The sequence below is a fragment of the Streptomyces sp. NPDC053560 genome, assembly GCF_044544605.1.
Taxonomy (GTDB): domain Bacteria; phylum Actinomycetota; class Actinomycetes; order Streptomycetales; family Streptomycetaceae; genus Streptomyces.
In genome coordinates this window covers 128,757-153,435 of record NZ_JBITXI010000019.1, presented here as the reverse complement: position 1 = coordinate 153,435, position 24,679 = coordinate 128,757, and the positions used below count along the sequence as shown (strand labels likewise).

General features: G+C 71.5%; 27 protein-coding genes. 17 read left to right on the top strand and 10 right to left on the bottom strand.

Features of this window, described 5'->3' with window-relative positions; translation table 11 throughout:
* Positions 1–91: biotin carboxylase N-terminal domain-containing protein (locus ACIGQF_RS35220; protein ID WP_351910787.1), on the bottom strand; the 91-nt coding region annotated here is incomplete at its 3' end.
* A 430-nt stretch (positions 92–521) separates the two neighbouring features.
* Between ACIGQF_RS35220 and ACIGQF_RS35215 the strand changes: the two genes are divergently transcribed.
* Positions 522–980: a hypothetical protein gene (locus ACIGQF_RS35215; RefSeq protein ID WP_399719078.1), complete on the top strand. Its 459-nt coding sequence runs from the start codon at positions 522–524 to the stop codon at positions 978–980.
* Here the strand turns inward: ACIGQF_RS35215 and ACIGQF_RS35210 are convergent.
* The gene (locus tag ACIGQF_RS35210) at positions 977–1,582 is read right to left on the bottom strand and encodes a Maf family protein (protein WP_399719075.1); all 606 of its coding nucleotides are present in this window, start codon (positions 1,580–1,582) and stop codon (positions 977–979) included. The genes ACIGQF_RS35215 and ACIGQF_RS35210 overlap by 4 nt on opposite strands.
* Before the next feature lie 243 nt (positions 1,583–1,825).
* Between ACIGQF_RS35210 and ACIGQF_RS35205 the strand changes: the two genes are divergently transcribed.
* Entirely contained in the window at positions 1,826–2,749 is a 924-nt protein-coding gene (locus tag ACIGQF_RS35205) for a hypothetical protein (RefSeq protein WP_399719072.1), read from the top strand.
* A complete protein-coding gene (gene fahA / locus ACIGQF_RS35200) occupies positions 2,746–4,008 on the top strand; it encodes a fumarylacetoacetase (RefSeq protein ID WP_399719069.1) in 1,263 nt (420 codons plus the stop codon). The genes ACIGQF_RS35205 and fahA overlap by 4 nt, the downstream gene beginning before the upstream one ends.
* Here the strand turns inward: fahA and mmpB are convergent.
* The 3 genes from mmpB to ACIGQF_RS35185 form a co-directional block, all read right to left on the bottom strand.
* Complete coding sequence (gene mmpB / locus ACIGQF_RS35195; RefSeq protein WP_351590937.1) at positions 3,979–4,110, bottom strand: morphogenic membrane protein MmpB; 132 nt, start codon at positions 4,108–4,110, stop codon at positions 3,979–3,981. The genes fahA and mmpB overlap by 30 nt on opposite strands.
* Positions 4,111–4,229: 119 nt before the next feature.
* Complete coding sequence (locus tag ACIGQF_RS35190) at positions 4,230–4,436, bottom strand: acyl-CoA carboxylase epsilon subunit (RefSeq protein WP_361568027.1); 207 nt, start codon at positions 4,434–4,436, stop codon at positions 4,230–4,232.
* Between the two features lie 34 nt (positions 4,437–4,470).
* A complete protein-coding gene (locus tag ACIGQF_RS35185) occupies positions 4,471–6,078 on the bottom strand; it encodes an acyl-CoA carboxylase subunit beta (RefSeq protein ID WP_399719067.1) in 1,608 nt (535 codons plus the stop codon).
* A 157-nt stretch (positions 6,079–6,235) separates the two neighbouring features.
* Between ACIGQF_RS35185 and ACIGQF_RS35180 the strand changes: the two genes are divergently transcribed.
* The 5 genes from ACIGQF_RS35180 (at position 6,236) to hutH (ending at position 12,363) form a co-directional block, all read left to right on the top strand.
* Positions 6,236–7,117: a biotin--[acetyl-CoA-carboxylase] ligase gene (locus ACIGQF_RS35180; RefSeq protein WP_399719066.1), complete on the top strand. Its 882-nt coding sequence runs from the start codon at positions 6,236–6,238 to the stop codon at positions 7,115–7,117.
* A 282-nt stretch (positions 7,118–7,399) separates the two neighbouring features.
* Positions 7,400–8,482, top strand: a complete 1,083-nt coding sequence (locus ACIGQF_RS35175; RefSeq protein ID WP_399719100.1) for an adenylate/guanylate cyclase domain-containing protein — start codon at positions 7,400–7,402, stop codon at positions 8,480–8,482.
* Positions 8,483–8,553: 71 nt separating this feature from the next.
* The gene (locus ACIGQF_RS35170; RefSeq protein ID WP_361568035.1) at positions 8,554–9,360 is read left to right on the top strand and encodes an enoyl-CoA hydratase-related protein; all 807 of its coding nucleotides are present in this window, start codon (positions 8,554–8,556) and stop codon (positions 9,358–9,360) included.
* A 149-nt stretch (positions 9,361–9,509) separates the two neighbouring features.
* Positions 9,510–10,712, top strand: a complete 1,203-nt coding sequence (locus ACIGQF_RS35165) for a diguanylate cyclase domain-containing protein (RefSeq protein WP_399719062.1) — start codon at positions 9,510–9,512, stop codon at positions 10,710–10,712.
* Between the two features lie 112 nt (positions 10,713–10,824).
* Positions 10,825–12,363: a histidine ammonia-lyase gene (hutH, locus tag ACIGQF_RS35160; RefSeq protein ID WP_399719097.1), complete on the top strand. Its 1,539-nt coding sequence runs from the start codon at positions 10,825–10,827 to the stop codon at positions 12,361–12,363.
* Positions 12,364–12,502: 139 nt separating this feature from the next.
* Here the strand turns inward: hutH and ACIGQF_RS35155 are convergent, their stop codons facing one another.
* A complete protein-coding gene (locus ACIGQF_RS35155) occupies positions 12,503–12,865 on the bottom strand; it encodes a hypothetical protein (RefSeq protein ID WP_399719059.1) in 363 nt (120 codons plus the stop codon).
* Between the two features lie 127 nt (positions 12,866–12,992).
* Between ACIGQF_RS35155 and ACIGQF_RS35150 the strand changes: the two genes are divergently transcribed.
* The 9 genes from ACIGQF_RS35150 to ACIGQF_RS35110 all read left to right on the top strand — a co-directional run bounded on the left by ACIGQF_RS35150 (position 12,993) and on the right by ACIGQF_RS35110 (position 21,284).
* On the top strand, positions 12,993–13,319 hold the full coding sequence (locus ACIGQF_RS35150) for a hypothetical protein (protein ID WP_361568040.1): 327 nt from the start codon (positions 12,993–12,995) through the stop codon (positions 13,317–13,319).
* Positions 13,320–13,483: 164 nt separating this feature from the next.
* On the top strand, positions 13,484–14,752 hold the full coding sequence (locus ACIGQF_RS35145) for an Ig-like domain-containing protein (RefSeq protein WP_399719056.1): 1,269 nt from the start codon (positions 13,484–13,486) through the stop codon (positions 14,750–14,752).
* 170 nt (positions 14,753–14,922) lie between these two features.
* Entirely contained in the window at positions 14,923–16,236 is a 1,314-nt protein-coding gene (locus ACIGQF_RS35140; RefSeq protein ID WP_399719053.1) for a DUF2786 domain-containing protein, read from the top strand.
* Between the two features lie 165 nt (positions 16,237–16,401).
* The gene (locus ACIGQF_RS35135; RefSeq protein WP_399719050.1) at positions 16,402–17,223 is read left to right on the top strand and encodes an SAM-dependent methyltransferase; all 822 of its coding nucleotides are present in this window, start codon (positions 16,402–16,404) and stop codon (positions 17,221–17,223) included.
* 106 nt (positions 17,224–17,329) lie between these two features.
* Positions 17,330–17,677, top strand: coding sequence for a hypothetical protein (locus ACIGQF_RS35130; protein ID WP_399719047.1), 348 nt, complete (start codon positions 17,330–17,332; stop codon positions 17,675–17,677).
* A 113-nt stretch (positions 17,678–17,790) separates the two neighbouring features.
* Positions 17,791–18,468, top strand: a complete 678-nt coding sequence (locus ACIGQF_RS35125) for an SDR family NAD(P)-dependent oxidoreductase (protein ID WP_399719045.1) — start codon at positions 17,791–17,793, stop codon at positions 18,466–18,468.
* A gap of 321 nt (positions 18,469–18,789) precedes the next feature.
* Positions 18,790–19,092, top strand: a complete 303-nt coding sequence (locus ACIGQF_RS35120; protein ID WP_399719042.1) for a hypothetical protein — start codon at positions 18,790–18,792, stop codon at positions 19,090–19,092.
* Positions 19,093–19,154: 62 nt separating this feature from the next.
* Entirely contained in the window at positions 19,155–19,793 is a 639-nt protein-coding gene (locus ACIGQF_RS35115) for a hypothetical protein (protein ID WP_399719039.1), read from the top strand.
* Positions 19,794–19,802: 9 nt separating this feature from the next.
* Positions 19,803–21,284: a putative T7SS-secreted protein gene (locus ACIGQF_RS35110; protein ID WP_399719037.1), complete on the top strand. Its 1,482-nt coding sequence runs from the start codon at positions 19,803–19,805 to the stop codon at positions 21,282–21,284.
* A gap of 1 nt (position 21,285) precedes the next feature.
* Here the strand turns inward: ACIGQF_RS35110 and ACIGQF_RS35105 are convergent, their stop codons facing one another.
* From ACIGQF_RS35105 to ACIGQF_RS35090, 4 genes are all read right to left on the bottom strand, one after another.
* On the bottom strand, positions 21,286–21,771 hold the full coding sequence (locus tag ACIGQF_RS35105; RefSeq protein WP_399719035.1) for a hypothetical protein: 486 nt from the start codon (positions 21,769–21,771) through the stop codon (positions 21,286–21,288).
* Positions 21,764–22,447: a hypothetical protein gene (locus ACIGQF_RS35100; protein ID WP_399719032.1), complete on the bottom strand. Its 684-nt coding sequence runs from the start codon at positions 22,445–22,447 to the stop codon at positions 21,764–21,766. Before ACIGQF_RS35100 ends, ACIGQF_RS35105 begins: the two co-directional genes overlap by 8 nt.
* 287 nt (positions 22,448–22,734) lie before the next feature.
* Positions 22,735–23,394, bottom strand: coding sequence for a peptide-methionine (S)-S-oxide reductase MsrA (gene msrA / locus ACIGQF_RS35095; protein WP_399719028.1), 660 nt, complete (start codon positions 23,392–23,394; stop codon positions 22,735–22,737).
* Positions 23,395–23,508: 114 nt separating this feature from the next.
* Positions 23,509–24,651, bottom strand: coding sequence for a hypothetical protein (locus tag ACIGQF_RS35090; RefSeq protein ID WP_399719025.1), 1,143 nt, complete (start codon positions 24,649–24,651; stop codon positions 23,509–23,511).
* Positions 24,652–24,679: the final 28 nt, after the last annotated feature.

Genomic DNA, 24,679 nt, shown 5'->3' with positions numbered 1-24,679 from the left:
AGACCGCTACGCTTCCGATCCCGGCGTCCCGGCATGCACGGGCAACGCGGACAGCGATTTCGCCACGATTGGCGATGAGCACCTTGCGCACGATGGCTCCCTCCTCGAAACAAGCTGAGTTTAGGGACTGACGACACCACGTGCCGAGTCGCCCCAGCGGGTGAGCTTGCCCACAAGGCGTCACCGTCCGACGCCGGCCGCACGCCGAAGTCCCCTCCATTCCCAGGGTATGCCCGGGAGTTCGGTCGCACGATCGAGGATCGGTGTGGGCAACGTCTCGCCTCACTCGATCCCCGATCGGCACCGTTTCTTTGTGGGGATCCCACTAATGGCGGAGCGAAACTTTGCCGGGTGGGTGTCGGGTGTGGCGTACGGGAAAGTCGCCTGCCGCATGCCCCTTGTTCTGACCATTACCCAGCAGTAGCGTGCACCCGTCTTCTGTACTCGCGGTAACAGGAGCGCGAACGCGCCGGACACGGTGGACGCGAACGCGCCGGACTCAGCGGAAGTGGGTGGGCACGGTGGCGGCACGCAGGCCGGTGGCGATCGTGACGGGCGTGGTCCTCGTCCTCGAAGCGGCCGGGATCGTGCTGCTCAACTGGATCCTCAGCGTCTTCGTCGACCGGCAGAAGATGTCACTGGCCGGGCTGGACGCGGATGCGATGGCCAAGGGTGCGGTCGCGGCCGGCATCGTCTTCGGCCTCTACCTGCTGTGGTGCGCGTTCCTCGCGGTCCGCTGCGCGGTGCGCGACCAGCCGCCCGGCACCTTCGCCCGTATCGTCCTGATCAGCTGCGCGGTCGTCCACGGCGTGGTCGGCGCGTTCGTCTACGGGCTGGTCAGCTGGGTTGCCCTGGTCGGTGCGCTGGTCGTACTCGGCCTGCTCGTCTTCACGCTGGTCGCCTACTCCCCGGCTGCCGCGGCCCCGGGGGCCGAGGCCCCCGAGGCGGGGGCGCCCGGCGCCGAGCCGTCGCTGGGCTAGGCCCACAGGTCCGTGATCTGCACGTCCACGTCGGCCAGGAGGCGGCGGAGGAGCGGCAGGGACAGGCCGATGACGTTGCCCGGGTCGCCGTCGATGCCGTCGATGAAGGGGGCCGAGCGGCCGTCGAGGGTGAACGCGCCCGCCACGTACAGCGGTTCGCCGCTCGCCACGTAGGCGGCGATCTCCGCGTCCGACGGCTCGCCGAAGCGGACGGTGGTGGAGGCGGTGGCCGAGACCCGGCGGCCGCTCCCGGTGTCGATGACGCAGTGCCCGGTCCGCAGCACGCCGGACCGGGCGCGCATCGACTTCCAGCGCGTTGTGGCGTCCTCCGCGTCGGCCGGCTTGCCCAGCGCCCGTCCGTCCAGGTCCAGTACCGAGTCGCAGCCGATGACCAGCGCGCCGGCGGCCTCGGTGCGCCGCGCCACGGCGTCGGCCTTGGCCTCGGCCAGTACACGGGCCAGCTCGCCCGGGGTGTCGGCGGTGATCGCGTCCTCGTCCACGCCGCTGACGACGACGTCGGGGGCCAGCCCGGCCTGGCGCAGCAGGCCGAGACGGGCGGGGGACTGGGAGGCGAGCACGAGGCGGCGGCGCTGTTCGGTCATGCGGCTCATGGTAGGCGGGCGGGCTATTGACAGTCGTTCGGCCTGCGGCCACAGTGCAGTGGCGCGTTCGGATATCAAAGATTTCTGTCCGATAGTCGGACGCGCATCCGGCGCCGCCGCCCCCACGGTGGCCTGTACGACGAGGAGTTGTCGCCTGCACGGCTTCCGGCCCCGCTGCGCACGGGTGGGCGCGGGTATGCCTGGACGTGGGCAGGCGGCCACGGACCTCAGGAGGCGTGAGCGATGACCACATCCGCGTTGTACGGACGGCTCGTGGACGATGCCGGGCTCTTCCCGCCCGAACAGCTGGCGATGGCGGCGGCCGTCGCGCGGCACCGGGCCGATGCCGCGGCCGGCGATCCGGTGCTCAGCCACCGCTTCCTCTGCCCCGCCGGGCGGCTGCCGGAGCTGTCGGCGGCGCTGGGCGAGGGGGACCGCTTCCGGCTGGGGCTGATCAGCCCGCTGGAGTGGGGCACGCTGGTCGAGGCGCACCGGCGGATCACCGCCGACGGCCGGCTGCGGCTGGTCTCCCTGGAGGGCACGGTGCCGGCGGGGCCCGACCCGGTGACCGCCGTCCGGCAGGCCGCCGACGCGCTGAAGAACCTGCCGTACGGGCCGCCGCCGGGCTTCCCGCAGCACGTCGAGGTGGCGCTCACCGACGGCTGGGAGGCAGTGCTGGACGAGCTGCTGACGGCCGGGCTCGCCGCGAAGGTGCGCTGCGGCGGCGTACGCGCCGAGCTCTTCCCGACGGTCGAGGGCCTGGCGGCGTTCGTCTGCGCGTGTGTGCGCCGCGGGCTGCCGTTCAAGGCGACCGCCGGGCTGCACCACGCCGTGCGGTACCGCGACGCGGACACCGGCTTCACCCACCACGGGTTCCTGAACCTGCTGCTCGCCGTGTGCCGGGCGGCGGACGGCGCGACGGCCGACGGCGTCGAGGCGGTCCTGCGCTCCACCGATCCCGTCGCGCTGGCCGCCGAGGCCCGCGCGGTGACCCCGGCGCTCGCCGCGCGCACCCGCGCGGTGTTCACCGGGTACGGCTCGTGCAGTACCAGCGAGCCGCTGGCAGATCTGCGGGCGCTGGGGCTGACCGGCTCCCGTCCGCATCCGAAGACCGCGACGACCGCGAAGACCGCAAAGCCCTCCACCGACAGGGAGCTGGACGTATGACGACCCGATCCTGGGTGCCCGTACCGGAGCACTCCGACTTCCCCGTGCAGAACCTGCCGTACGGGATCTTCTCCCGCGCGGGCGAGCCCGGTGTGCCGCCGCGCGCGGGCGTGGCGATCGGGGCGTACGTCCTGGACCTGTCGCGGCTGGGTGAGGCGGCCGGGCTGCCGTACGCGGCGGACTTCGCGGCGCCGACGCTGAATCCGTTCATGGCGCGCGGCCGGGAGGCGTGGCGGGCGGTGCGGGCGCGGCTGACCGAGCTGCTGACCGACGAGGGGCACCGCGCGGCCGTCGAGCCGCATCTGATCCCGCGGGACACGGTGACCCTGCACCTGCCGTTCGAGGTCGCCGACTACGTCGACTTCTACGCCTCCGAGCACCACGCGTCCAACGTCGGCCAGGTCTTCCGCCCGGGCCAGCCGCCACTCACTCCCAACTGGAAGCATCTGCCGATCGGTTACCACGGCAGGGCGGGGACGGTCGTGGTGTCCGGCACGCCGGTCGTCCGGCCGTGCGGGCAGCGCAAGGCGCCGGACGCGGCGGCGCCGTCCTTCGGCCCGTCCGTCCGGCTGGACATCGAGGCGGAGGTCGGCTTCGTCGTCGGGACGCCGTCCGGGCTCGGCACGCCGGTGTCTGTCGCGGATTTCGCCGACCACGTCTTCGGCGTGGTGCTGGTCAACGACTGGAGCGCGCGGGACATCCAGGCATGGGAGTACGTGCCGCTCGGCCCGTTCCTCGGCAAGTCCTTCGCCACCTCGGTCTCGCCGTGGGTGGTGCCACTGGACGCGCTGGCGGCGGCTCGGGTCGCCCCGCCGGCGCAGGACCCCGAACCGCTGCCGTACCTGCGGGAGGACGAGCCGTGGGGGCTGGACCTGGCGATGGAGGTGGAGTGCAACGGCACCGTGCTCTCCCGGCCGCCGTTCCGCACCATGTACTGGACGGCGGCGCAGATGCTCGCCCACATGACGGTCAACGGCGCGAGCCTGCGGACCGGTGACTTCTACGCCTCCGGCACGGTCTCGGGACCGGCGGCGGACGAGCGCGGGTCGTTCCTGGAGCTGGGCTGGAACGGCACCGAACCGGTCAAGCTCGCCGACGGCTCCACCCGTGCCTACCTCCAGGACGGCGACACGGTCACGCTGCGCGCGACAGCGCCCGGCCCGGACGGGGTGCGGATCGGGTTCGGCGAGGTCAGCGGCGTGGTCGAGCCGGCGCGCGAGGCAGCGGGATCAGCCGGACAGGCCGAGCAGCAGCAGTAACAGGACGGCGGCGACCGCCAGCACGATGCCGGCCCGACGGAGCATGGCTTCTGCCTTGCGCAGCTCCTCGGAGGGATCGTCGGGCGGGTCGGACCAGAGCATGCTTCCCAGCCTGCGACGGAAGCGGCCGTGGCGCCTGAGTACGCGTACTCAGGCGCCACGGTGAACCCCGGCCGCCGGGCGTCCACCCGGCGGCCGCAAGAGGTGTACCGGCCGTTTCCCTAGCGCGGCCAGAAGCTGGTCCGCCAGGCGCGCGGGCCCGGGTGCGGAATCCGCCGCGGGACGAGGGACGCCGGGTCGGACCACTCCTCGCCCTGTGCCGGGCCGCCGGGCTCGGCGGCAGCGGCGGCCGCCGCGCGGGCCTGCACCACCGCGACCGCGGCGGCCAGTTCCTCGGGTGTCGGGTTGCCCCGTACGACCTTGATCACCGTCAGCCTCCTCTGATCCGTCGACGTGCGCGTCCTACAGCGGGATGTTGCCGTGCTTCTTCGGGGGCAGCTGCTCGCGCTTGTTGCGCAGCGTGCGCAGGCCCCGGACGATGTGCCGGCGGGTCTCGGACGGCATGATCACCGCATCGACGTAGCCGCGCTCGGCCGCCGCGTACGGGTTGAGCAGGGCGTCCTCGTACTCGGCGATCAGCTCCTGGCGGCGGGCCTCCTGCGCGGCCGGGTCCTCGATCGCGGCGAGGGTGCGGCGGTGCAGGATGTTGACCGCGCCCTGCGCGCCCATGACCGCGATCTGGGCGGTCGGCCAGGCGAGGTTGAGGTCCGCGCCCAGGTGCTTGGAGCCCATGACGTCGTAGGCGCCGCCGAAGGCCTTGCGGGTGATGACCGTGATCAGCGGCACGGTGGCCTCGGCGTACGCGTAGATCAGCTTGGCGCCGCGGCGGATGATGCCGTCCCACTCCTGGTCCGTGCCGGGCAGGAAGCCGGGCACGTCCACGAAGGTGATCACGGGGATGTTGTAGGCGTCGCAGGTGCGCACGAAGCGCGCGGCCTTCTCGGACGCCTTGATGTCCAGGGTGCCCGCGAACTGCATCGGCTGGTTGGCGACGATGCCCACCGAGTGGCCCTCGACGCGGCCGTAGCCGGTGACCATGTTCGGCGCGTACAGCGCCTGGACCTCCAGGAAGTCCTGGTCGTCCAGCACGTGCTCGATGACGGAGAGCATGTCGTACGGCTGGTTCGCCGAGTCCGGGATGAGCGTGTCCAGCTCGCGGTCGGCGTCGGAGGTCTCCAGGTCCGCTTCCTCGGGGAAGGACGGCGGCTCGGAGAGGTTGTTGGAGGGCAGGTAGGACAGCAGTGCCTTGATGTACTCCACCGCGTCCTTCTCGTCGCCCGCCATGTGGTGCGCGACGCCGGAGGTGGCGTTGTGGGTGCGGGCGCCGCCCAGCTCCTCGAAGCCCACGTCCTCGCCGGTGACGGTCTTGATGACGTCGGGCCCGGTGATGAACATGTGCGAGGTCTGGTCGACCATGACCGTGAAGTCGGTGATGGCGGGGGAGTAGACCGCGCCGCCCGCGCACGGGCCGACGATCAGCGAGATCTGCGGGATGACGCCGGAGGCGTGGGTGTTGCGGCGGAAGATCTCGCCGTACGCGCCGAGGGAGACGACGCCTTCCTGGATGCGCGCGCCGCCGGAGTCGTTGATGCCGATGACGGGGCAGCCGTTCTTCAGCGCGAAGTCCATCACCTTGACGATCTTCTCGCCGAAGACGCCGCCCAGCGCGCCGCCGAAGACGGTGAAGTCCTGGGAGAAGACCGCGACCGGGCGGCCGTCGACGGTGCCGTAGCCGGTGACCACGCCGTCGCCGTAGGGACGGTTCTCGGCCATGCCGAAATCGGTGGCACGGTGCCGCGCGAACTCGTCCAGCTCGACGAAGGACCCTTCGTCCAGCAGCAGGTCGATCCGCTCACGGGCGGTCAACTTGCCCTTGGCGTGCTGCTTTTCCACGGCGCGCGCCGAACCGGCGTGCGTGGCCTCTTCGATACGTCGCTGAAGATCCGCCAGCTTGCCCGCTGTGGTCTGGCTGGCTGAATTAGCAAAGGAGGGTGCTTCCGGCTCGGACATCGGGATGCGGCTCCTGCTCGTCCTGGACTGGTGCTCGTACGGGTGGCGATACGCTCAAGGGTGTGGCTACCGATTCGTAGCGTATCCGCGGCGCTGCTCAGCGGCACTGCGTCGTTGGCCACACTCCGGGGCCGCGAAGCCTCCTAGGCTGGGCACCATGACGCCTCAACCGCCCGTAAACCCCGATAACTCAGACAAAGAGCCCGGCGGTCGGTGGACCGACCTCGACCGTCCCCCGCTGAACGCGACGGCGCTGCGCAAGGCGCTCGTCCGCCCCGGCTCCCTGTGGACCTCCCTGGACGTGGTCCAGGCCACCGGCTCCACCAACACCGACCTGGCGGCCCGCGCTGCCAAGGGCGAGGCGGCGGCGGGCAGCGTGCTCGTCGCGGAGGAGCAGTCGGCGGCCCGCGGCCGGCTGGACCGCACGTGGTCGGCGCCGCCGCGCTCCGGGCTCTTCTTCTCCGTGTACCTGGAGCCCGACGTGCCCTCGGCGCGCTGGGGCTGGCTGCCGCTGCTGGCCGGGGTGGCCACCGCCACCGCGCTCGCCCGCGCGGCCGGCGTGGACACGGCGCTGAAGTGGCCCAACGACCTCCTCATCACAGTGGACGGCGAGGAGCGCAAGACGGGCGGCATCCTCGCCGAGGCGGCCGGCAGTGGCGTCGTCCTCGGCATCGGCCTGAACGTCTCGCTCCGCGCGGACGAGCTGCCGGTGCCGACGGCCGGCTCGCTCGCCCTGGCCGGGGCGCAGGGCACCGACCGCGATCCGCTGCTGCGCGCCGTACTGCGTTCGCTGGAGCAGTGGTACGGCGACTGGCGGGCCGCCGGCGGCGATCCGGCGGCCGCCGGGCTCCAGGAGGCGTACGCGGCGGGCTGTGCGACGCTCGGCCGTACCGTCCGGGCGCTGCTCCCGGGCGACCAGGAGATCCGTGGCGAGGCGGTCGCCGTGGACGGCGACGGACGGCTGGTACTGGCCACCGGGGACGGGGTGCAGCGGCCGGTCTCGGCGGGTGACATCGTCCATCTGAGGCCGGCGGGGTGAGCGGGCCGGCTGGGGCCGGAAGGCCTGCCGGCCGGCGCCGAGGGCCGGAGCGGGGCCACGGGAGGCGGTGGGTGGCTGTTGACGACATTCCACACATGCGAATGGTGCGTTATGTGTGGAATGTGAGAGTGAGCCAGAGCACACCTGCCGTATCGTTGACGCGATCGGTCCGGCAGCGGGCCGCGGGCGAGCAGTGATCGGAAGGGCAGTGCGCAGGGATCGGAAGAGGAGGGCGCGGTGACCCTCGACGACTCGGGCGCATCGCCGCGCGACGCGGAAGCGGTGCCGCGTGACGCCGAAGCCGCCGATGGGGAGTCCGGCGACGACACCATCGCCATCCGCCTGGAACAGCTGATCCTCGGCTCCGAGCGGCGCTACACCCCGTTCCAGGCGGCCCGCAGCGCCGGCGTCTCCATGGATCTGGCGTCCCGCTTCTGGCGGGCCATGGGCTTCGCGGACATCGGCCAGGTCAAGGCGCTCACCGAGGCCGACGTCCTGGCGCTGCGCCGGCTCTCCGGTCTGGTGGAGGCCGGGCTGCTGAGCGAGGCGATGGCGGTCCAGGTGGCCCGCTCGACCGGCCAGACCACCGCCCGGCTCGCCGACTGGCAGATCGACTCCTTCCTGGAGGGCCTCACCGAGCCGCAGGACTCCGGCCTGACCCGTACGGAAATCACCTATCCCCTGGTCGAGCTGCTCCTGCCCGAGCTGGAGGAGTTCCTGGTCTACGTCTGGCGCCGGCAGCTCGCCGCCTCGACGGGCCGGGTGGTCCAGGCCCAGGACGACGCCGAAATGGTCGACCGGCGGCTCGCCGTCGGCTTCGCCGACCTGGTCGGCTTCACCCGCCTCACCCGCCGCCTGGAGGAGGAGGAACTGGGCGAGCTGGTCGAGGCCTTCGAGACCACGGCCGCCGATCTGGTCGCCGCGCACGGCGGCCGGCTCATCAAGACCCTCGGCGACGAGGTGCTGTACTCCGCCGACGACGCGGGCACCGCCGCCGAGATCGGGCTGCGCCTCATCGAGACCATGGCCAACGACGAGACCATGCCCGAACTGCGGGTCGGCATCGCCTTCGGCACGGTCACGACCCGCATGGGCGACGTCTTCGGCAACACCGTGAATCTGGCCAGCCGGCTCACCTCCATAGCTCCCAAGGACACCGTCCTGGTCGATGAGGCGTTCGCCGAGGAGCTGAGCCGGAACGGCGACGCACCGGTCTCCGAGGCCGAGGCGGCAGCGGCGGAGAAGGACGGCGAGGGGCCGGCCCCCGCGTACCGCTTCGCCCTCCAGCCGATGTGGCAGCGCCCGGTCCGCGGCCTGGGCGTCGTCGAGCCCTGGCTCCTGACGAGGCGTCCGCCGAAGTCCTGACGGCGGCAGCCCTTCCCCGCCCGGCTACGATCGCACCCGTAAGCGATCGTTAACCGGGAGGGACGGTACCCATGGCCGACCAGGACGAGCAGCGGTACGGCGAGCACGTGGTGGTGCGCCGACACGGCGATCACGTCGCCGAACTGGCCATGGACCGCCCCAAGGCGATGAACGCCGTCTCCACGGACATGGCCCGCTCCCTCACCGCCGCCTGCGACGCGCTCGCCGCCGACCGCTCCGTACGTGCCGTCGTGCTCACCTCCACCCACGACCGGGCCTTCTGCGTCGGCGCCGACCTCAAGGAGCGCAACTCCTTCACGGACGCCGACCTGATGCGCCAGCGCCCGTACACCCGCGCCGCCTACACCGGCGTGCTGGAGCTGCCGATGCCCACCATCGCGGCCGTGCACGGCTTCGCGCTGGGCGGCGGCTTCGAGCTGGCGCTCTCCTGCGACCTGATCGTGGCCGACCCCACCGCCGTGGTGGGCCTGCCCGAGGTCTCGGTCGGCGTGATTCCCGGCGGCGGTGGTACGCAGCTGCTGCCGCGCCGGGTGGGCGCGGCCCGCGCGGCCGAGCTGGTCTTCACCGCGCGCCGCGTCGAGGCCGCCGAGGCCGCCGAGCTGGGCCTGGTCGACCAGCTGGCCGGCGCGGGCGAGGACCGCACGGAGGCGCTGGAGCTGGCCGCGCGGATCGCCCGCAACTCGCCCGTCGGGCTGCGCGCCGCCAAGCGCGCGATGCGGCTGGGGCACGGCCTGGACCTGCGTACCGGGCTGGACCTGGAGGACGGTGCCTGGCGCAGCGTCGCCTTCTCCGGCGACCGGGCCGAGGGCGTGGCGGCCTTCAACGAGAAGCGGACCCCGGACTGGCCGGGGGAGTGACGTCGGGCCCGCACCGGCCCGCACCGCGGCTCGGGGAGCGGCCACCGGCCTGAGCCGCACTCTCCGTCACCCCATAAAGGGCGAATCCCGCCATACCTTCCTACTCTGTAAGGTCAGGGCGCGCCGACGGTGACGGAGTGTGAGGGCCGGTGACGGGCGAAGCGGTGGGCGGTGGCGAGTACGGGTGCGACGCCCGGCTGCGGGCCGTCGTGGCGCTCGCCCAGTCCCTGGCCGCCGCGCACCAGCCCAGGGAGTCGGCCAGAGCCGCCGCTTACGGCGCGTGCCGGGCGCTGGGCGGTTCCTTCGCCGCGGTCTCCGTGTGGGAACGCCAGCGCGGCCGGCTCCGGGTGCTGGTCAACGTCGGTGAACTGACCGACGGCGAGCAGGAGTACCCGGACGACGAGTCCTACCCGGTGCACGAGTTCCCCGAGATCGTCGGCTTTCTGCACGAGCGGTGGGCGGGCGGCGGCGAGCCCGAGGCCTGGGTGGAGATCGCCGACGACCCCCAGGAGGAGGGCGGATACCGCCGCCCGGGGAAGCCGTCCGCCGGCGGCCGGGGGAGGGTGGCCGCGCTGCGCCGCCGCGGCCGGGGCAGCTGCGTGGTGGCGCCCCTCGTGCTGCACGGCCGGGCGTGGGGCGAGTTGTACGTCGCCAGGCCGCAGGGGGCGCCGGTCTTCGGCCGGGACGACGCGGCCTTCGCGACCGTGCTGGCCGCGGTCGCCGCGGCCGGCATCGCCCAGACCGAGCGGCTGGCCGAGGCCCGCCGGCTGGCCTTCACCGACGCGCTGACCGGGCTGGCCAACCGGCGTGCGGTCGACATGCGGCTGGACGAGGCGCTGGAGCGGCACCGCGCCGACGGCACGGTCGTCAGTCTGGTGATCTGCGACCTCAACGGGCTGAAGCGGGTGAACGACACCCAGGGGCACACCGCGGGCGACCGCCTACTGGAACGCTTCGGCTCTGTGCTGTCCCTGTGCGGCGCGATACTGCCGGGCGCCCTCGCGGCCCGGCTCGGCGGCGACGAGTTCTGTCTGGTGGCGGCCGGGCCGCCGGCCGACGACGTGGTGCGGGTGGCGGCGGAACTGTGCCGCCGTGCGGGCGCGTTGGACCTCGGCGAGGGCGTGGCGGTCGGCGTCGCCTCGACCGGCGATCCGATCGGCCCGGTGCCGTCGGCGCGCCGCCTCTTCCGGCTCGCGGACGCCGCGCAGTACCGGGCCAAGGCCGCCCGTTCGCCGGGCCCGGTGGTGGCGGGCCGGCACGGCGGCGCGGACGATCCGGTCGTCCGCATGGCCGACGCGGCGGAGCAGGGCCCGGCGGCCGCGGGCGGCGAGCGCCGGCGTTTCCGCCGCTGAGCGGGGTACGGCGGCGCCGGCCGGGCCGTACGCGTCCCGCGGGGTAAGGGGTGCTCCCGTACCCCGCTGATGACATCCGTGCTTTCACTCTCTAGGGTGCCTGAATATGGATATGCACACCGTGGTGCTGGACCCGACCGGCACGACCGCCCAGGACGTCATCGACGTGGCACGCGGCGCCGCCCGCGTCGAGGTGTCCGCCGACGCGCTCGCCGCCGTAGCCGCCTCCCGCGCCTTCATCGACGACCTCGCCGCCAAGCCGGACCCGGTCTACGGCGTCTCCACCGGCTTCGGCGCGCTCGCCGTGCGGCACATCAGCCCCGAGCTGCGCGCCCAGCTCCAGCGCAACATCGTCCGCTCGCACGCGGCCGGCATGGGCCCGCGCGTCGAGCGCGAGGTGGTACGCGCGCTGATGTTCCTGCGTCTGAAGACCCTCGCCTCGGGTCGTACGGGTGTACGCCCCCTGGTCGTGGAGGCGATGGCGAAGCTGCTGAACGCGGGCATCACCCCCGTCGTCCACGAATACGGCTCGCTCGGCTGCTCCGGCGATCTCGCGCCGCTCTCGCACTGCGCGCTGACCTTGATGGGAGAGGGCGAGGCCGAGGGCCCGGACGGCGTCGTACGCCCCTCCGGCGAGCTGCTGGCCGCCCACGGCATAGAGCCCGTCGAGCTGCGCGAGAAGGAGGGCCTGGCCCTCCTGAACGGCACCGACGGCATGCTCGGCATGCTCGTGATGGCCTGTGCCGACCTGGCCCGGCTCTTCACCTCCGCCGACATCACCGCGGCCCTTTCCCTGGAGGCGCTGCTCGGTACGGACAAGGTCCTCGCGCCCGAGCTGCACGCCATCCGCCCGCACCCGGGCCAGGCCGCCTCGGCCGCCAACATGCTGAAGGTGCTGGCCGGCTCCGAGCTGACCGGTCACCACCAGGACGACGCACCGCGCGTCCAGGACGCGTACTCCGTGCGCTGCGCCCCGCAGGTCGCGGGCGCCGGCCGGGACACGCTCGCGCACGCGCGGCTGGTCGCCGAGCGCGAGCTGGCCGCCGCCGTCGACAACCCCGTGGTCCTGGAGGACGGCCGGGTGGAGTCCAACGGCAACTTCCACGGCGCTCCGGTCGCCTACGTGCTGGACTTCCTCGCCATCGCCGCCGCCGACCTCGGCTCCGTCGCCGAGCGCCGCACGGACCGGCTGCTGGACAAGAACCGCTCGCACGGCCTGCCCGCCTTCCTGGCCGGCGATCCCGGCGTGGACTCCGGCCTGATGATCGCCCAGTACACGCAGGCAGCGCTGGTCAGCGAGATGAAGCGGCTCGCGGCCCCGGCCTCGGTGGACTCCATCCCGTCCTCCGCCATGCAGGAGGACCACGTCTCGATGGGCTGGTCGGCGGCGCGCAAGCTGCGGACCGCGGTCGACAACCTCACCCGGGTCGTCGCCGTCGAGCTGTACGCCGCGACCCGCGCGGTGGAGATGCGGGACGGGCTGACGCCGTCCCCGGCCACCCGTGCGGTACTGGCGGCGGCGCGGGCCGAGGGCGTCCAGGGCCCGGGGGAGGACCGTTTCCTCGCGCCCGACCTGGCGGCGGCGTACGAGTTCGTGCGCAGCGGCAAGCTGGTCGCGGCCGTGGAGCCGGTCACCGGCGCGCTGGACTGAGCGGCGGGGCGGCCGGGCCGCCCGGCGCCGCGGGGAGTCCGTGTCCGCCTTGGGGGACGCGGGCTCTCGCGTTGTGCGGGCCGGCGGGCCGGGGCTCGGGACAGCCCCGGGGCGGGCCCTCGGCCCGTCTGCGAGCTTCTCAGGCCGTCTCTTCGCGGGAGCGGCGCACGGCGAGGGTGACCAGGGCGGCCCCGATGCCGAGGAAGGCCGTGCCGCCGACGGCGTACGGGGTGGTGTCGATCGAGCCGGAGTCGGCGAGCCGGACCTCGTCGGCGCCCTGGGCGCCGTCCGTGCCGACGGTCTGGGTGTCCGGTACGGCCCGCGCCTGCTCGCCGGTCGCGGTGCCGTTCCCGGCCGTCGTACCCGGTCCGGCCGGGGCGTCCTGCCCGACCGCGTGGACGGCGGCGGACTGCCGGCCACCGGTGTCATGCTCGACCGAGGCGTTGGCCGACGGGACGAAACACAGCGCGATCAGCACCGAGCCCGCCGCAGCTGCAGTCACCAGTGGTCGGCGTGCGGTCACGGAACGATCCCCCTTCACGGCTCGGCGCGTTGGCCGTTACGCAGATGTTAGTAACAGCCGCGGGTCGCGGGGAAGCCAGGGCCCTGACGTGCTTACGCTCCGTGGCATGAGCAACGGTGACACATCACGGTTTGTCCGCCTGCGCGTCGAGCTGGTCATGGAGATCACGGAGCCCGACCTGCTGACCGGCGCGGCCCTCGACGGCATCAGTGGCGAGGAACACATGACCGACCAGGAGCGCAGCTACGCGCGGGAGGCGGTGCAGGGCGAGCCGGCCGAGGCCGTCGCGCACCTCATCGACCCCTTCGACCTGGTCAACGACGTACCCGGCGTCGAGCTCGCGCAGGCGTCGTGGACGAGCGAGGAGACCGACTACGACCCCGACGCGGAGGAGTGGGAACTGGGCGACACAGGGGACGACGAAGACGTGTGACGTCCGCCTCCGCTGATGCGGAACCTGAGGTGTCCTTTCCCACACTTTCCCGTGCATGGAACGGCAAATAGGGAACAGGCGTTCATCATGGGAGCGACCGGGACCAAGTGTGCCCGGATTGCTCGGGGAGGACCTCAGGTTCCGTAGCAATGGAGAAGTAACTGATGACGGACAGCAAGCGCCGCAAGGGCTTCATAGCCACCGCTGCGCTGCTCGGCGGTGCGCTGACGCTCGCGGCCTGCGGCGGCGGTGGCAAGGCGAGCGGCGACAGCGGCGGCTCGGGGCCGCCCGAGAAGCACGAGAAGCAGGAGCAGGTCGACCGCGCGGCGGCCGAGGACGCCTCGGACGCCACGATCAAGATCGCTCCGAAGAGCGGCGCCGCCAACGCGGGCATCAACAGCGACACCAAGGTCACCGTCGCCCACGGCAAGTTGACCGACGTGACGATGACCTCCCTCGCCACCAAGGAGAAGGTGGCCGGCACCCTCGCGGCTGACGGCAGGTCCTGGAAGCCGCAGTCCCCGCTGCAGCGCTCCACGCAGTACAAGATCACCGCGCACGCCGAGGACTCCAAGGGCCGCAAGGCGGTGGAGAACTCCACCTTCACCACCGTCTCGCCCAACAACAGCTTCATCGCCAACTTCACGCCCGAGGACGGTTCGACCGTCGGCGTCGGCATGCCGGTCTCCCTCAAGTTCGACAAGCCGGTCAAGAACAAGGCCGCCATCGAGTCGAAGATCAAGGTCGCGGCGAGCAGCAACCAGAAGGTCGTCGGCCACTGGTTCAGCGACACCCGCCTGGACTTCCGCCCCGAGGAGTACTGGAAGGCCGGTACGAAGGTCAGCATGGACCTCGACCTGGACGGCGTCGAGGCGTCGCCCGGCGTGCAGGGCATCCAGGACAAGACCGTCAGCTTCGACGTGGGCCGCTCCCAGGTGAGCACCGTCGACGCCAAGACCCACCAGATGACGGTGGTGCGCGACGGCAAGACCGTGAAGCAGATCCCGATCTCGGCCGGCGGCAAGGAGAACCCGACCTACAACGGTCAGCTGGTGGTCTCCGAGAAGTTCGAGCAGACCCGCATGGACGGCTCGACGGTCGGCTTCAAGAAGAAGGACGGCAAGGGCGAGTACGACATCCCCGACGTACCGCACGCCATGCGGCTGTCGGACTCCGGCACCTTCATCCACGGCAACTACTGGGGCAAGGGCATCTTCGGAAAGGCCAACACCAGCCACGGCTGCATCGGCCTCGCGGACGCCAAGGGCGCCAAGAACGACAAGACCGACGGCGCCTGGTTCTACGACCACTCCCTCCTCGGTGACGTGGTCGTCATGAAGAACTCCCCGGACAAGACCATCCAGCCCGACAACGGCCTGAACGGCTGGAACATGGACTGGTCGCAGTGGACGGCAGGCAGCGCCCTCCAGTGACCCGGCCGACCTGAGGACCTTGCCGGGTCCCGTGCGTCCGCACGGACCCCGGCGGCCGAAGACCTGACGGCTTCCCCGGCCGTACGCGGGCGGCACCCGGACTGGGCTCCGGGTGCCGCCCGTCGCCGTTCCGCGCCGCGCCGCACCGTACGCGTACGTACAGTGACCCGGTGGGTGACAAGGACACGGGGCGCGGCGGGCGCCGGGAGAAGACGGCAGGGAACGCGGCGGCGGAGGCCGTGGCACGCGTACTGGGCACGGTCCGGTACGCCGCCGACGGCCGGGACGCCGAGGACGCCGTCGAGACCGGTGCCTCGGTACTGAGCGCCGACCCGGCGGGCCCCGAGGCCGTGAGCCGGGCGCTGCTGGCCGCCGCCGCGGCGGTCGTACGCGGCTGCTGGGAGGGCGGCTGGCACCCCGCCGACCTGGTACGGCTCGTACGGCGCGCGGACGCCGACACCGGCCTCGCCGCGGACCTCGTCGCCGCGGAGATCCGCCACTACCCCGCCGACGGCCTGCCGCCCCGCTGGGCCGCCCAGCTGCGCGGGGCGGGCGCCCAGGCGTGGTGGCCGGACGACGGCGGCTACCTGGACGCGCTGGCCCGGCGCCGCCGCGCCACCCGCTTCGAGACGCTCTGCGGCGTCCTGGAGGTGCTGCGCGTCCTCGGCCGACTGCCCCGGATCACACCGTCCGGCCCGCTGCCCGGCGAGCCGGGCGCCCGGCCGGCCGCGGCACGCACGGCCGCCGGCTCCAGAGCGGCCCCCGGGCCCGGTGCGGCCCCCGGCTCCGGTCCGGCCGCCGGCGAGCCCCGCGTCCTCGGGCGCATCCGCGGCCTGCTCGCCAAGGCCGAGTCCACCGACTTCCCCGACGAGGCCGAGGCGCTCTCCGCCAAGGCCCAGGAGTTGATGGCCCGGCACAGCGTCTCCGAGGCGCTGCTCGCGGGCGCCGCCTCCGCCGACGGCCCGGACACCCTCCGTATCGGCATCGACGGCCCGTACGAGAGCACCAAGGCGCTGCTGCTGGACGCGGTGGCCCTCGCCAACCGCTGCCAGGCCGTCTGGTCCCCGGAGGCCGCCTTCACCACCCTCGTCGGCTTCGCGCCCGACCTGGACGCCGCCGAGCTGCTCTACACGTCCCTCCTCGTCCAGGCCACCACCGCCATGCACCGGGCCGCGGACGTGCAGCACACCCGCGGCCGGTCCCGCCGCACCAAGGACTTCCGCCAGTCCTTCCTCGCCGGATACGCCTCCCGCATCCGCGACCGGCTCACCGACGCGGCCGGACACGTCACCGCCGAGGCCGCCGAGGAGGCGCCGGACCTGCTGCCGGTGCTCGCCGCCCGGGACCTCGCGGTCCAGGAACGGACCGGCGCGCTCTTCCCCGAGACCACGGCCGTACGGATGCGCGGCGTACGCGACGCGGACGGCCTGTACCAGGGCTACGCCGCAGCGGACCGCGCCCACCTCAACCCCCGCAAGCCCTAGCGGCTTCTGCTTCCGCGATTCTCAGGGGCGCTGCCGACCTCACTGGCCCCATCCACCCCATCCACCCCACTGATCCCAACTACCCCTCTCTCCCCAACTTCCCCACTGATAACGTCACTTACCGATGGCCGGTGCGCACCGGTACCGGCCGGGAGGGGTACGGACATGACGGACGGCGGGCACGCGGAGACGGGATCCCGGATCAATACCGGGGTCGCGCACAACGCACGGGTCTGGAACCACTGGCTCGGCGGCAAGGACAACTACGCCGTCGACCGGCAGGTCGGCGACCACGTCACCAACCTGTACCCGAGCATCGGCGACGTGGCCCGCGCCGACCGCGCCTTCCTCGGCCGAGCCGTGCGGCACCTCGCCGGTGAGGCCGGCATCCGGCAGTTCCTCGACATCGGCACCGGCCTGCCCACCGCCGACAACACCCACGAGGTCGCCCAGCGCGTGGCGCCCGACGCCCGCGTGGTCTACGTCGACAACGACCCCATCGTCCTCACCCACGCCCGCGCGCTGCTCACCAGCGCGCCCGGCGGCGTCACCGACTACATCGACGCCGACGCGCACGACCCGGACGCGATCCTGCACGCGGCCGCCCGCACCCTGGACTTCGGCCGGCCTGTCGCGATCATGTTCCTCGGCATCCTCAACTTCATCGTGGACACCGAGCGGGCGCGGCGGACCGTGGACCGGCTGCTCGCCGCCGTGCCGCCCGGCAGCCACCTCGTCCTCACCCACCCCACGCTCGAACTGGGCGGCGCGGGCAACGCCGAGGCCATGCGCTTCTGGAACGAGAACGCCACCCCGCCGATCACCGCCCGCACCGGCGCGGAGATCGCCGGCTTCGCCGCCGGCCTGGAACTTCTCCCGCCCGGCCTGGTCTCCTGCACCCGCTGGCGCCCGGCCCCGGCCCCCGACGGCACCCCCACCGAGCCCCCGGAGGTCGCTCAGTACGCCCTGGTCGCCCGCAAACCGTGACACACGGCCGGCACGCTCACCCCGCCGGCCGCTCAACTCGCTTACTGCCCTCCGGGTGTTAGTGAAACGTTAGTGGATCACCAATCGGCCCGGACATCCTGCCGCCATGCCGATCACCGCTGCCCCTGCCACCGGCTCCCGCGGCCGCCCCCGCGCGGGTGTACGCGTCCACCGCGCCGTCCTGGCGTCGGTCCTCGCCGCGGCAGCGCTGTCCCTGACGGCCTGCCGAGGTGACGGCACGGGCGTCCGCCCCATCCCGGATTCCTCGGCCCCCTCGACCTCAGCGCGGCCCTCGTCCACCTCCGCCACGCCGACCCCCGCTCGGCCCACGTCCGCCACGCCGACCTCCGCTCGGCCCACGCCCGCCCCGCGTACGCCGGAGCTGCCCACCGCGCTGCCCACCGCTCCGCCCACCGCCCCCACCGCGGCGGCCACCGAGCCCTATCGCCCGTGAGGACGCGTACGGAGGCGTACCTGTGGGCACACAAAGGGGGCGCACCCGACAAGTGATCAGCCGGCGCGGCCGTGGCAGTTCCGGGTCTCCCGCCGGCGCGGAGAGGAGCAGCGGTGGCCAGGACGCTCGTGGTGGTCGGTGCCGGGCCGGGGCGGGGAATGGGGGTGGCGCGCGCGTTCGGGCGCCGGGGCTTCCGGGTCGGACTCGTGGCCCGGACGAAGGACCGGCTGGACACCCAGGTCGCCGAGCTGGCCGGGCTGGACATCCCCGCGGCCGCGTTCCCCGCCGACATCCGTGACCGGGACGCGCTCGCCGCCGCGCTCGCGCAGGCGACCGAGACGCTGGGCCCGCCGGACGTCCTGGACTACGGCCCGGGCCCGTCCGGCCCGGTCACCCACGCGGCCCAGACCACCGCCGCCGCGGCGGCCGCCCAGTTCGACCTCTACGTCCTGGGCGCGATCACGGCCGTGGGCCAGGTACTCCCGGACATGCTCGCGCGCGGCTCCGGCACGTTCCTGATGACCACGGGCCCCGCGGCGACCACCCCGGCGCCGTCCGAGGCCAACGCCGCCCTCGCCATGGCCGCCCTCCGCAGCTACGCCCGCTCACTCCACGCCGAACTCACCCCGCACGGCATCCACGTGGGCGCCATCACCCTGACCGCCCCACCGAAGACCCCGGAGGCCGCCGACACGCTGGGCGACCGCTACCACGCCCTCCACGAACACCACTCCCCGTCCGAAACAGCTCTCGGCCCCGACGGAACAGCCACCCCTCAGCCCTCCGCCTGAGCCACCCCCACCGGGCAGGAGTCACCCGTACGTGCACGGGCGTCTCCTGACTTCCGGCGAGCTCGGTGCCCTCACCCTAGGCTGCCCGCTGCAGCAGCAGACTCCGTGCGGGCGCGGCACCGGCGCCCCTGGTCGAGCATGCGGACTTCACCGGAATCCGCGAAACCACGGAGACGGCGACACCACGATTGCTGCGGCGGCCGCAGAGGCGCCCAACACTTCAATCGCACCATGTCTTACGGTGGTTAAAGTCCTGGCGGTACGCGCGGTCTCTTGCGTAACGGATAGATCGAGATCGCGATTTTTGGGGGAAAACCAGACATGGGGTCAGAAGGCAAACTTGCCATCAGTCTCGCCGGGCTGGGGCATCTGGCGAGTCAACTGCGTTCGATCAAGCGGCGCATGGATGACACCGGCAACTTCAAACGCCAGCTGGGTCATGACGAACTCGGGGCGAGCAGGGCCTTTGACGCGCTGCAGGGCTTCCTGGACGGCTGGAAGGACGGCCGCAAGGAGATCGATAACGGCGTGGACGCCGTGGCGAAGCAGGCCGGTGAAATCGTGGAGAAATTCACCAAGCTCGACCTGGACCTCAAGAATCAGCTTGAAAAGGGGCGCAAGTGAGCGAGCCTCTTGAAAGTAATTCGACGGTCTCTGCCGGAACCTCAGTCGCGGCGGCCCGCGAGGTGCTCGGGCTGCACATCCTCGTCCCCAGTTCCTGGTACGAGTTCGACATTCATCCGGCGACGGTCGACGCGTCCATCCGGGAGGCGGTCGCGGCGCGGATCAAGGAGCGGCCGGAGCTCGCCGAACACCGTTCGACGCTGAAGAAGATGCTGCGCAGGGCGGCCGCGGAAGCGCGCGAGGCGAACGTCGTCTACGCCGGTTCCATGCTGGAAATCATCGACGACGAGCCGATGACGGCGAACCTGACGGTGAGCGTGTCGCAGGCCGAGGACAAACAGACCGGGACGGTGGCCAAGACCCGTTTGGACACCCTGCTGGCCACCTTCAACCCGATCCCCCGAGGCCCGCGACCCACCGACGTGTGGCGCCGGGTGAGCCTCGTCGAGCTGCCGGACGCCGGTACGGCCGCGCGCAGCGAGGGCATCGAGGAGATCGAGGTGCCGAACGACGGCCGCAGTTACCGCGCGGTGATGATGCAGACACTCGTCCCATATCCCGGCAACAACCCGAAGGTCGCCGTGATCAGCGCGAGCACCCCGCAGCTCGCTCTGGTGGAGCCGATGCTGGAGCTCTTCGGCGCCATCACCGACACATTCAGCTTCGTCTTTGCGGAGCCCGACCGCGAAACGCCGAGCTGAGGGACCGACATGGCACGCCCAACGGACTGGCACAACCTGGACCTCCCAGACGACCCGACCCCCGGAGACCATCTCGAGCTGCAGAGCCAGGGCAAGACGTACAAGACGTTCGTCCAGGACATCGACGAGGTGCGTCGAGGGCTCAAGACGGCCTCCAAGGACTCCGTCCTCGCCGAAGCGGTCGGCAAGGCCATGGACTCCTTCAAGGAAAACCTGGACAAGCTGCCGGGACAGCTGGACAAGCTGCACGCGAGTTACAGCAAGCTGGCCGACGCCTTGCTGTCGTACGCGCACAAAATGGATATGGCGCAATCGGAAGCGGACAGTGCGCTGTCCAAGGCCCGCACACTCCGCGGTGAACTGAAGTCGGCCGAAGCCCGCCTCCACAACGCTTCCTCGGCGGCCGACCGGGCGTCAGAGGCGAAGAAGCGTGTGCACAAGCCCGGCGCGGGAGACCCGCCGCCACCGGACTCGGCGAAGGTGCGGCAGGCGACGCGTGACGCCTCGTACGCCGATGGCCAAAAGGATGCGGCGCAAGGTCAGGTGGACAGCCTTCATACGCAGCTCGCCGAGCTGAAGACGAAGGCCGAAAACGCGGGAAGGGACCACAGCAAGGCCACCGATGACTTCGTCCGCGATGTCGAGGCGGCGTCGGACGCCGGCATCCAGAACAAGAAGTGGTACGAAAAGGTCGGCGACTTCGTCGCCGATCACTGGGACACCATCGTCACCGCTTGCAAGATCTTCGTGGCCATCGTGGGGCTCGTACTCCTCTTCGTCAGCGGTGGCTGGCTGGTGGCACTCTTCCTCGCCGCGGCATTGATCGTCTTGGCCGATACCATCAAAAAAGTCGCCCAGGGAAAGGCAGGCTGGGGCGACCTGGCCTTTGCTGTCCTCGACTGCATCCCAGTGGTGGGCAAGATCGCCATGCTGGCCAAGGCGGGCAAGCTGCTGGGGGGCATGAAGACGGCGCTGCGGGTGGCGAAGATCGAACAGAAGATGTCCGGCGTGATGAAGGTCTGGCGCGCAGGCTCGCAGCTGAAGGGTGTCAGGAAGGCCGCCTTTGCGTTCGGCAAGCTAGAGGCCAAGAGCACCGCCACGGACTTCATGAACGGCGGCGTGGACCGAGTCAAGAAGAACTGGAAGATGAACCTTGCCGGCTCCACGATCGGTGTCGGAGCCGGCTCCGCGGTCGAGAAGGGATTTGAGAAGGCGCCCGGCCTCCTCAACAAGACCCCACTGACCAATTGGAGCCAGAGCGAGTACGGCAGGATCAGCATGGACTACGCCGGCAAGGGCAGTCTCGGGACGCAGGTTGTCATCGGCACCACGTCAGGCCTGGCTACCAGCATTGGCAAGGCCACGTTCAACTCGGTGGTCTTCGGGCAATCCTTCGATTCGAATACCCTTCTCACCGATACGGCCACCGGGGCCGGCGGCAAGGGGTTGGCTTACAACCCCGGCCTGTTGGCGGCCAGGCCTCTCCGCTGAATCATCCTGCAATGGCTTCGAAGCGAGCCAATGCCTTTTCGGTGCGGGAACGGTAGTCCCGGTATTCGAGACTGCCGTCCTCCGCGACCTCCGCGACATCGGTCGGCTCGCTGATGCGTGGAAGGTGAGTCCTGGCCACCTCTTGGCTTGCCAGCAGTAGTGCGCGTGCAACTTCCTTCGACGGTGATTCGTCGATCGTCTTTCCCCAACGACTGATCACCATGGTCCCGTCTCTCTTGAGCTTGAACGTCATCGTGACCATGAAATTGTGCCGATACGTTCCACGCCCACGCTCGATGATCTTTCCTACCCCGTCGAGCAGGTCGAGCAGCACCTGGAACACGAGCAGGCCGGGGCCACCGTCAGCAGGCTTGCTCTCTCGCGTCGTAATCTGTCCCGAACTGCCCACCACGTCGAGGTGGCCCATGAACATCCCGTCGGTGATGTCGTCCTGACCGGGATGCACGGTGAAGCGGAACTCAGGCATTGCTGCCACCCTTACGGTCGAATTCTTGAGCCAATTTCCCGGTGATGGGTTCACCGCTGATCCAGGCCGACCTGGCTCGATGCCAGGCGGCTTCGCTCACGCCCTTCGGGCGGCCTTGAACGTTCAGGAATTCGTGTCGCGGAAGCACGGCGATCAAGTAATCCGGTCGCCCGCGCAGTGCGACCACGCCACCGAATCGCGGGTCGCCGGCGAACTGGAACCCCTGCTCGGACGCCTTGCGCAAAGTGCGGCGCCATTTCGGTCCCGGTGTGGACCGCCGGGCAATCACCGTGACGTTCTTTCCCGGCTCATCCGGATTAGGGACATGGAGGCGCTTGTGCTCACTGCCGTGCCCCGGTTCGCCCTTTTTCGACGTGCGCACGGGGGCAGGTGTGACGTCTTGCCAGGGGTAGGCCTCCAGGACCCGCTTCATGCCCTTCAGCTGGTCCTGGCGGCGCGAGAGTGCGGCGATCCACAGCACCGGCGGGGCGGCCAGAAGGCAGTACAGGTACATGAGCATGGTCGCATCACCGCCGACCTCCACTGCAAGAACCACGAGCACGAAGGTCGCGACAGTCAACAGGATCAACGCCCACAGGACTTGCCGCCTTGCTCTGCACCACGCTCGCAGCGTATCCGGGTCGTGAAAAGCGCCCTGTGGTGATGTTTCCGACATGGAGTGGCAATTCCCCTCGGTGGTAAGGCTCGTGGCCAGCCGAACTCGCCGCATAAAAGCCGCAGCCGACATGGACGGCGGGCACCGACCCTACCAATGCCGCATTTCCATTCTTCTGGTCGTAGTCGTTGCGGAGGCCATACGGAAGGCAGAGGGGAGCTGCCGACCCACTTCGAGACCTTTATAGGGCTCTCTATCGCCATGTTCAGATCAGAGTGGGATTTCCGGCCCGATGCCCGCTATGAGTCACAAGGCGGGATCGGGAAGGCGTCGGCGACTGTCGGTCGTCAGCCCTCCGCCTGAGCCACCCCCACCGGGCAGGACACGCCCGTGCCGCCGATGCCGCAGTAGCCGGCGGGGTTTTTGTCGAGGTACTGCTGGTGGTAGGGCTCGGCGGGGTAGAAGGGGCCGGCGGGGAGGAGTTCGGTGGTGATGTCGCCGTAGCCGGAGGCGGTGAGGACCTTCTGGTAGGCGTCGCGGGAGGCCTCGGCGGTCCGGGCCTGGGCGGGGGAGTGGGTGTAGATCGCGGAGCGGTACTGGGTGCCGACGTCGTTGCCCTGGCGGAAGCCCTGGGTCGGGTCGTGGGACTCCCAGAAGACCTTGAGCAGGGTGGCGTAGGAGACCTTCGACGGGTCGAAGACGACGCGGACCGCCTCGGTGTGGCCGGTGTGGCCGCTGCAGACCTCTTCGTACGAGGGGTTCGGGGTGTGGCCGCCCTGGTAGCCGACGAGGGTGGTCCATACGCCGTCGGTCTGCCAGAACTTCCGCTCGGCGCCCCAGAAGCAGCCCAGGCCGAAGTCGGCCACCTCAAGCCCTTCCGGATACGGCCCGAGCAGGGCGTTGCCGAGGACGGTGTGGCGCTCGGGGACCGTGAACTCCGGCTCGGATCGGCCCTTCAGCGCCTCCTCGGCGGAGGGGAGGTGGTTCTTGAAGCGGGAGAACAGCATCGCGATCAGGCTCCGGGGAAGAGGGCGGGACGGGGACTGGACGGGGGTGGGCCGTCGTTCCGTGAACGCCCCGGGGGGAGTGGGAATTCCGGTGAGGGAATTCCGGGGCGGGCGTCAGGACGGCGGGAGGGTGGCCGGGGTGCCGCCCTGGGACTCCCAGCCGGCGACGGCCAGGGCCCGGTAGGTGGCGTAGGCGGCGGCCGGCTGCGTGGCGTACGACCAGGGCACGGCGCCGACGTGGCCGTCGACGTGGCGCAACTGCTCCATGGCCTCGGCGTACCGCTCCGCCTGGACGAGGAACCAGACCAGGAGGTGGCGTACGTGCGGTGCCACCGGATGGTCGGCGGGGGCCTGGCGCAGCGCGTAGTGCGCGCCCTCGATGGCGCGCTCGACCACCGCGCTCTGGAAGAGGCTGCGGACCATGTTGGCCTCGGGGAGGTGGTCGAAGACGGAGAAGAGGGGGAGGGCGGGGAGGAGCGACTTCGCGGGGGCACCGGAGGCGGCGCGTTCGGTGAACGCGTCGGCGTCTTCCTTCGAGCCGTGCCACTTCTCCGACCAGTACGGCAGCGCGGCGAGGTGCGCGCCCATGTGGTGCGGCGCGCGCTGGACCACCTTGGACCAGAGCTCTTCGTAGTCGGGGCGGCGCTCGCCCAGCCCGCGGGCCACGGCCAGCTCGATGATGTACGGGACCGGGCTGCCGGGGGCCAGCAGCCGCGCCTCGTGGCAGACCGTACGGGCCTCCTCGAGGATCATGCGGAAGTCTTGCGAGCCGGGGTCGCGCAGCGCCTGGACCACGAGGAACTGCGCGTGCGTCTGGGCGCCGCCGGAGTCCTTGGGCTTCTCGGAGCGCCAGGTGCGCAGCCAGATGCCGCCACGGGAGCCGCCCGGTGCGTCGGTGTGCGCACCCGGCGCGCCCTCCTGTCCGGGCGCCGTCGCGAAGGCCGCGGCGCCCGCCAGCGTCTGTACGCGCTGCCACCGGCGCTCGTCCCCCTCGGGGGTGCCCGCCAGCAGCCGGGACGCGGGCTGCCAGTCCTGCGTACGCGCGATCTCGGCCAGCGTCTCCGCGAGCTCCGGGTCGGGCCCCGGCAGCCGCACGTCCAGCTGCTCGGCGGGGACGAAGCCGTAGTCCGCCATCGGGTCGGCGGCCGCCGCCATGCCCCGGCCGGCCTGCTGCAGCGTGCGCCGCCGCCGTGCCAGGGGGTAGGCGACGATCCCCGCGAAGGCGAGGACAGCGAGGAGAAGGAGCAGTACGTCCATGGGGAGTCGTTTCCAAGATCGGGTCGTC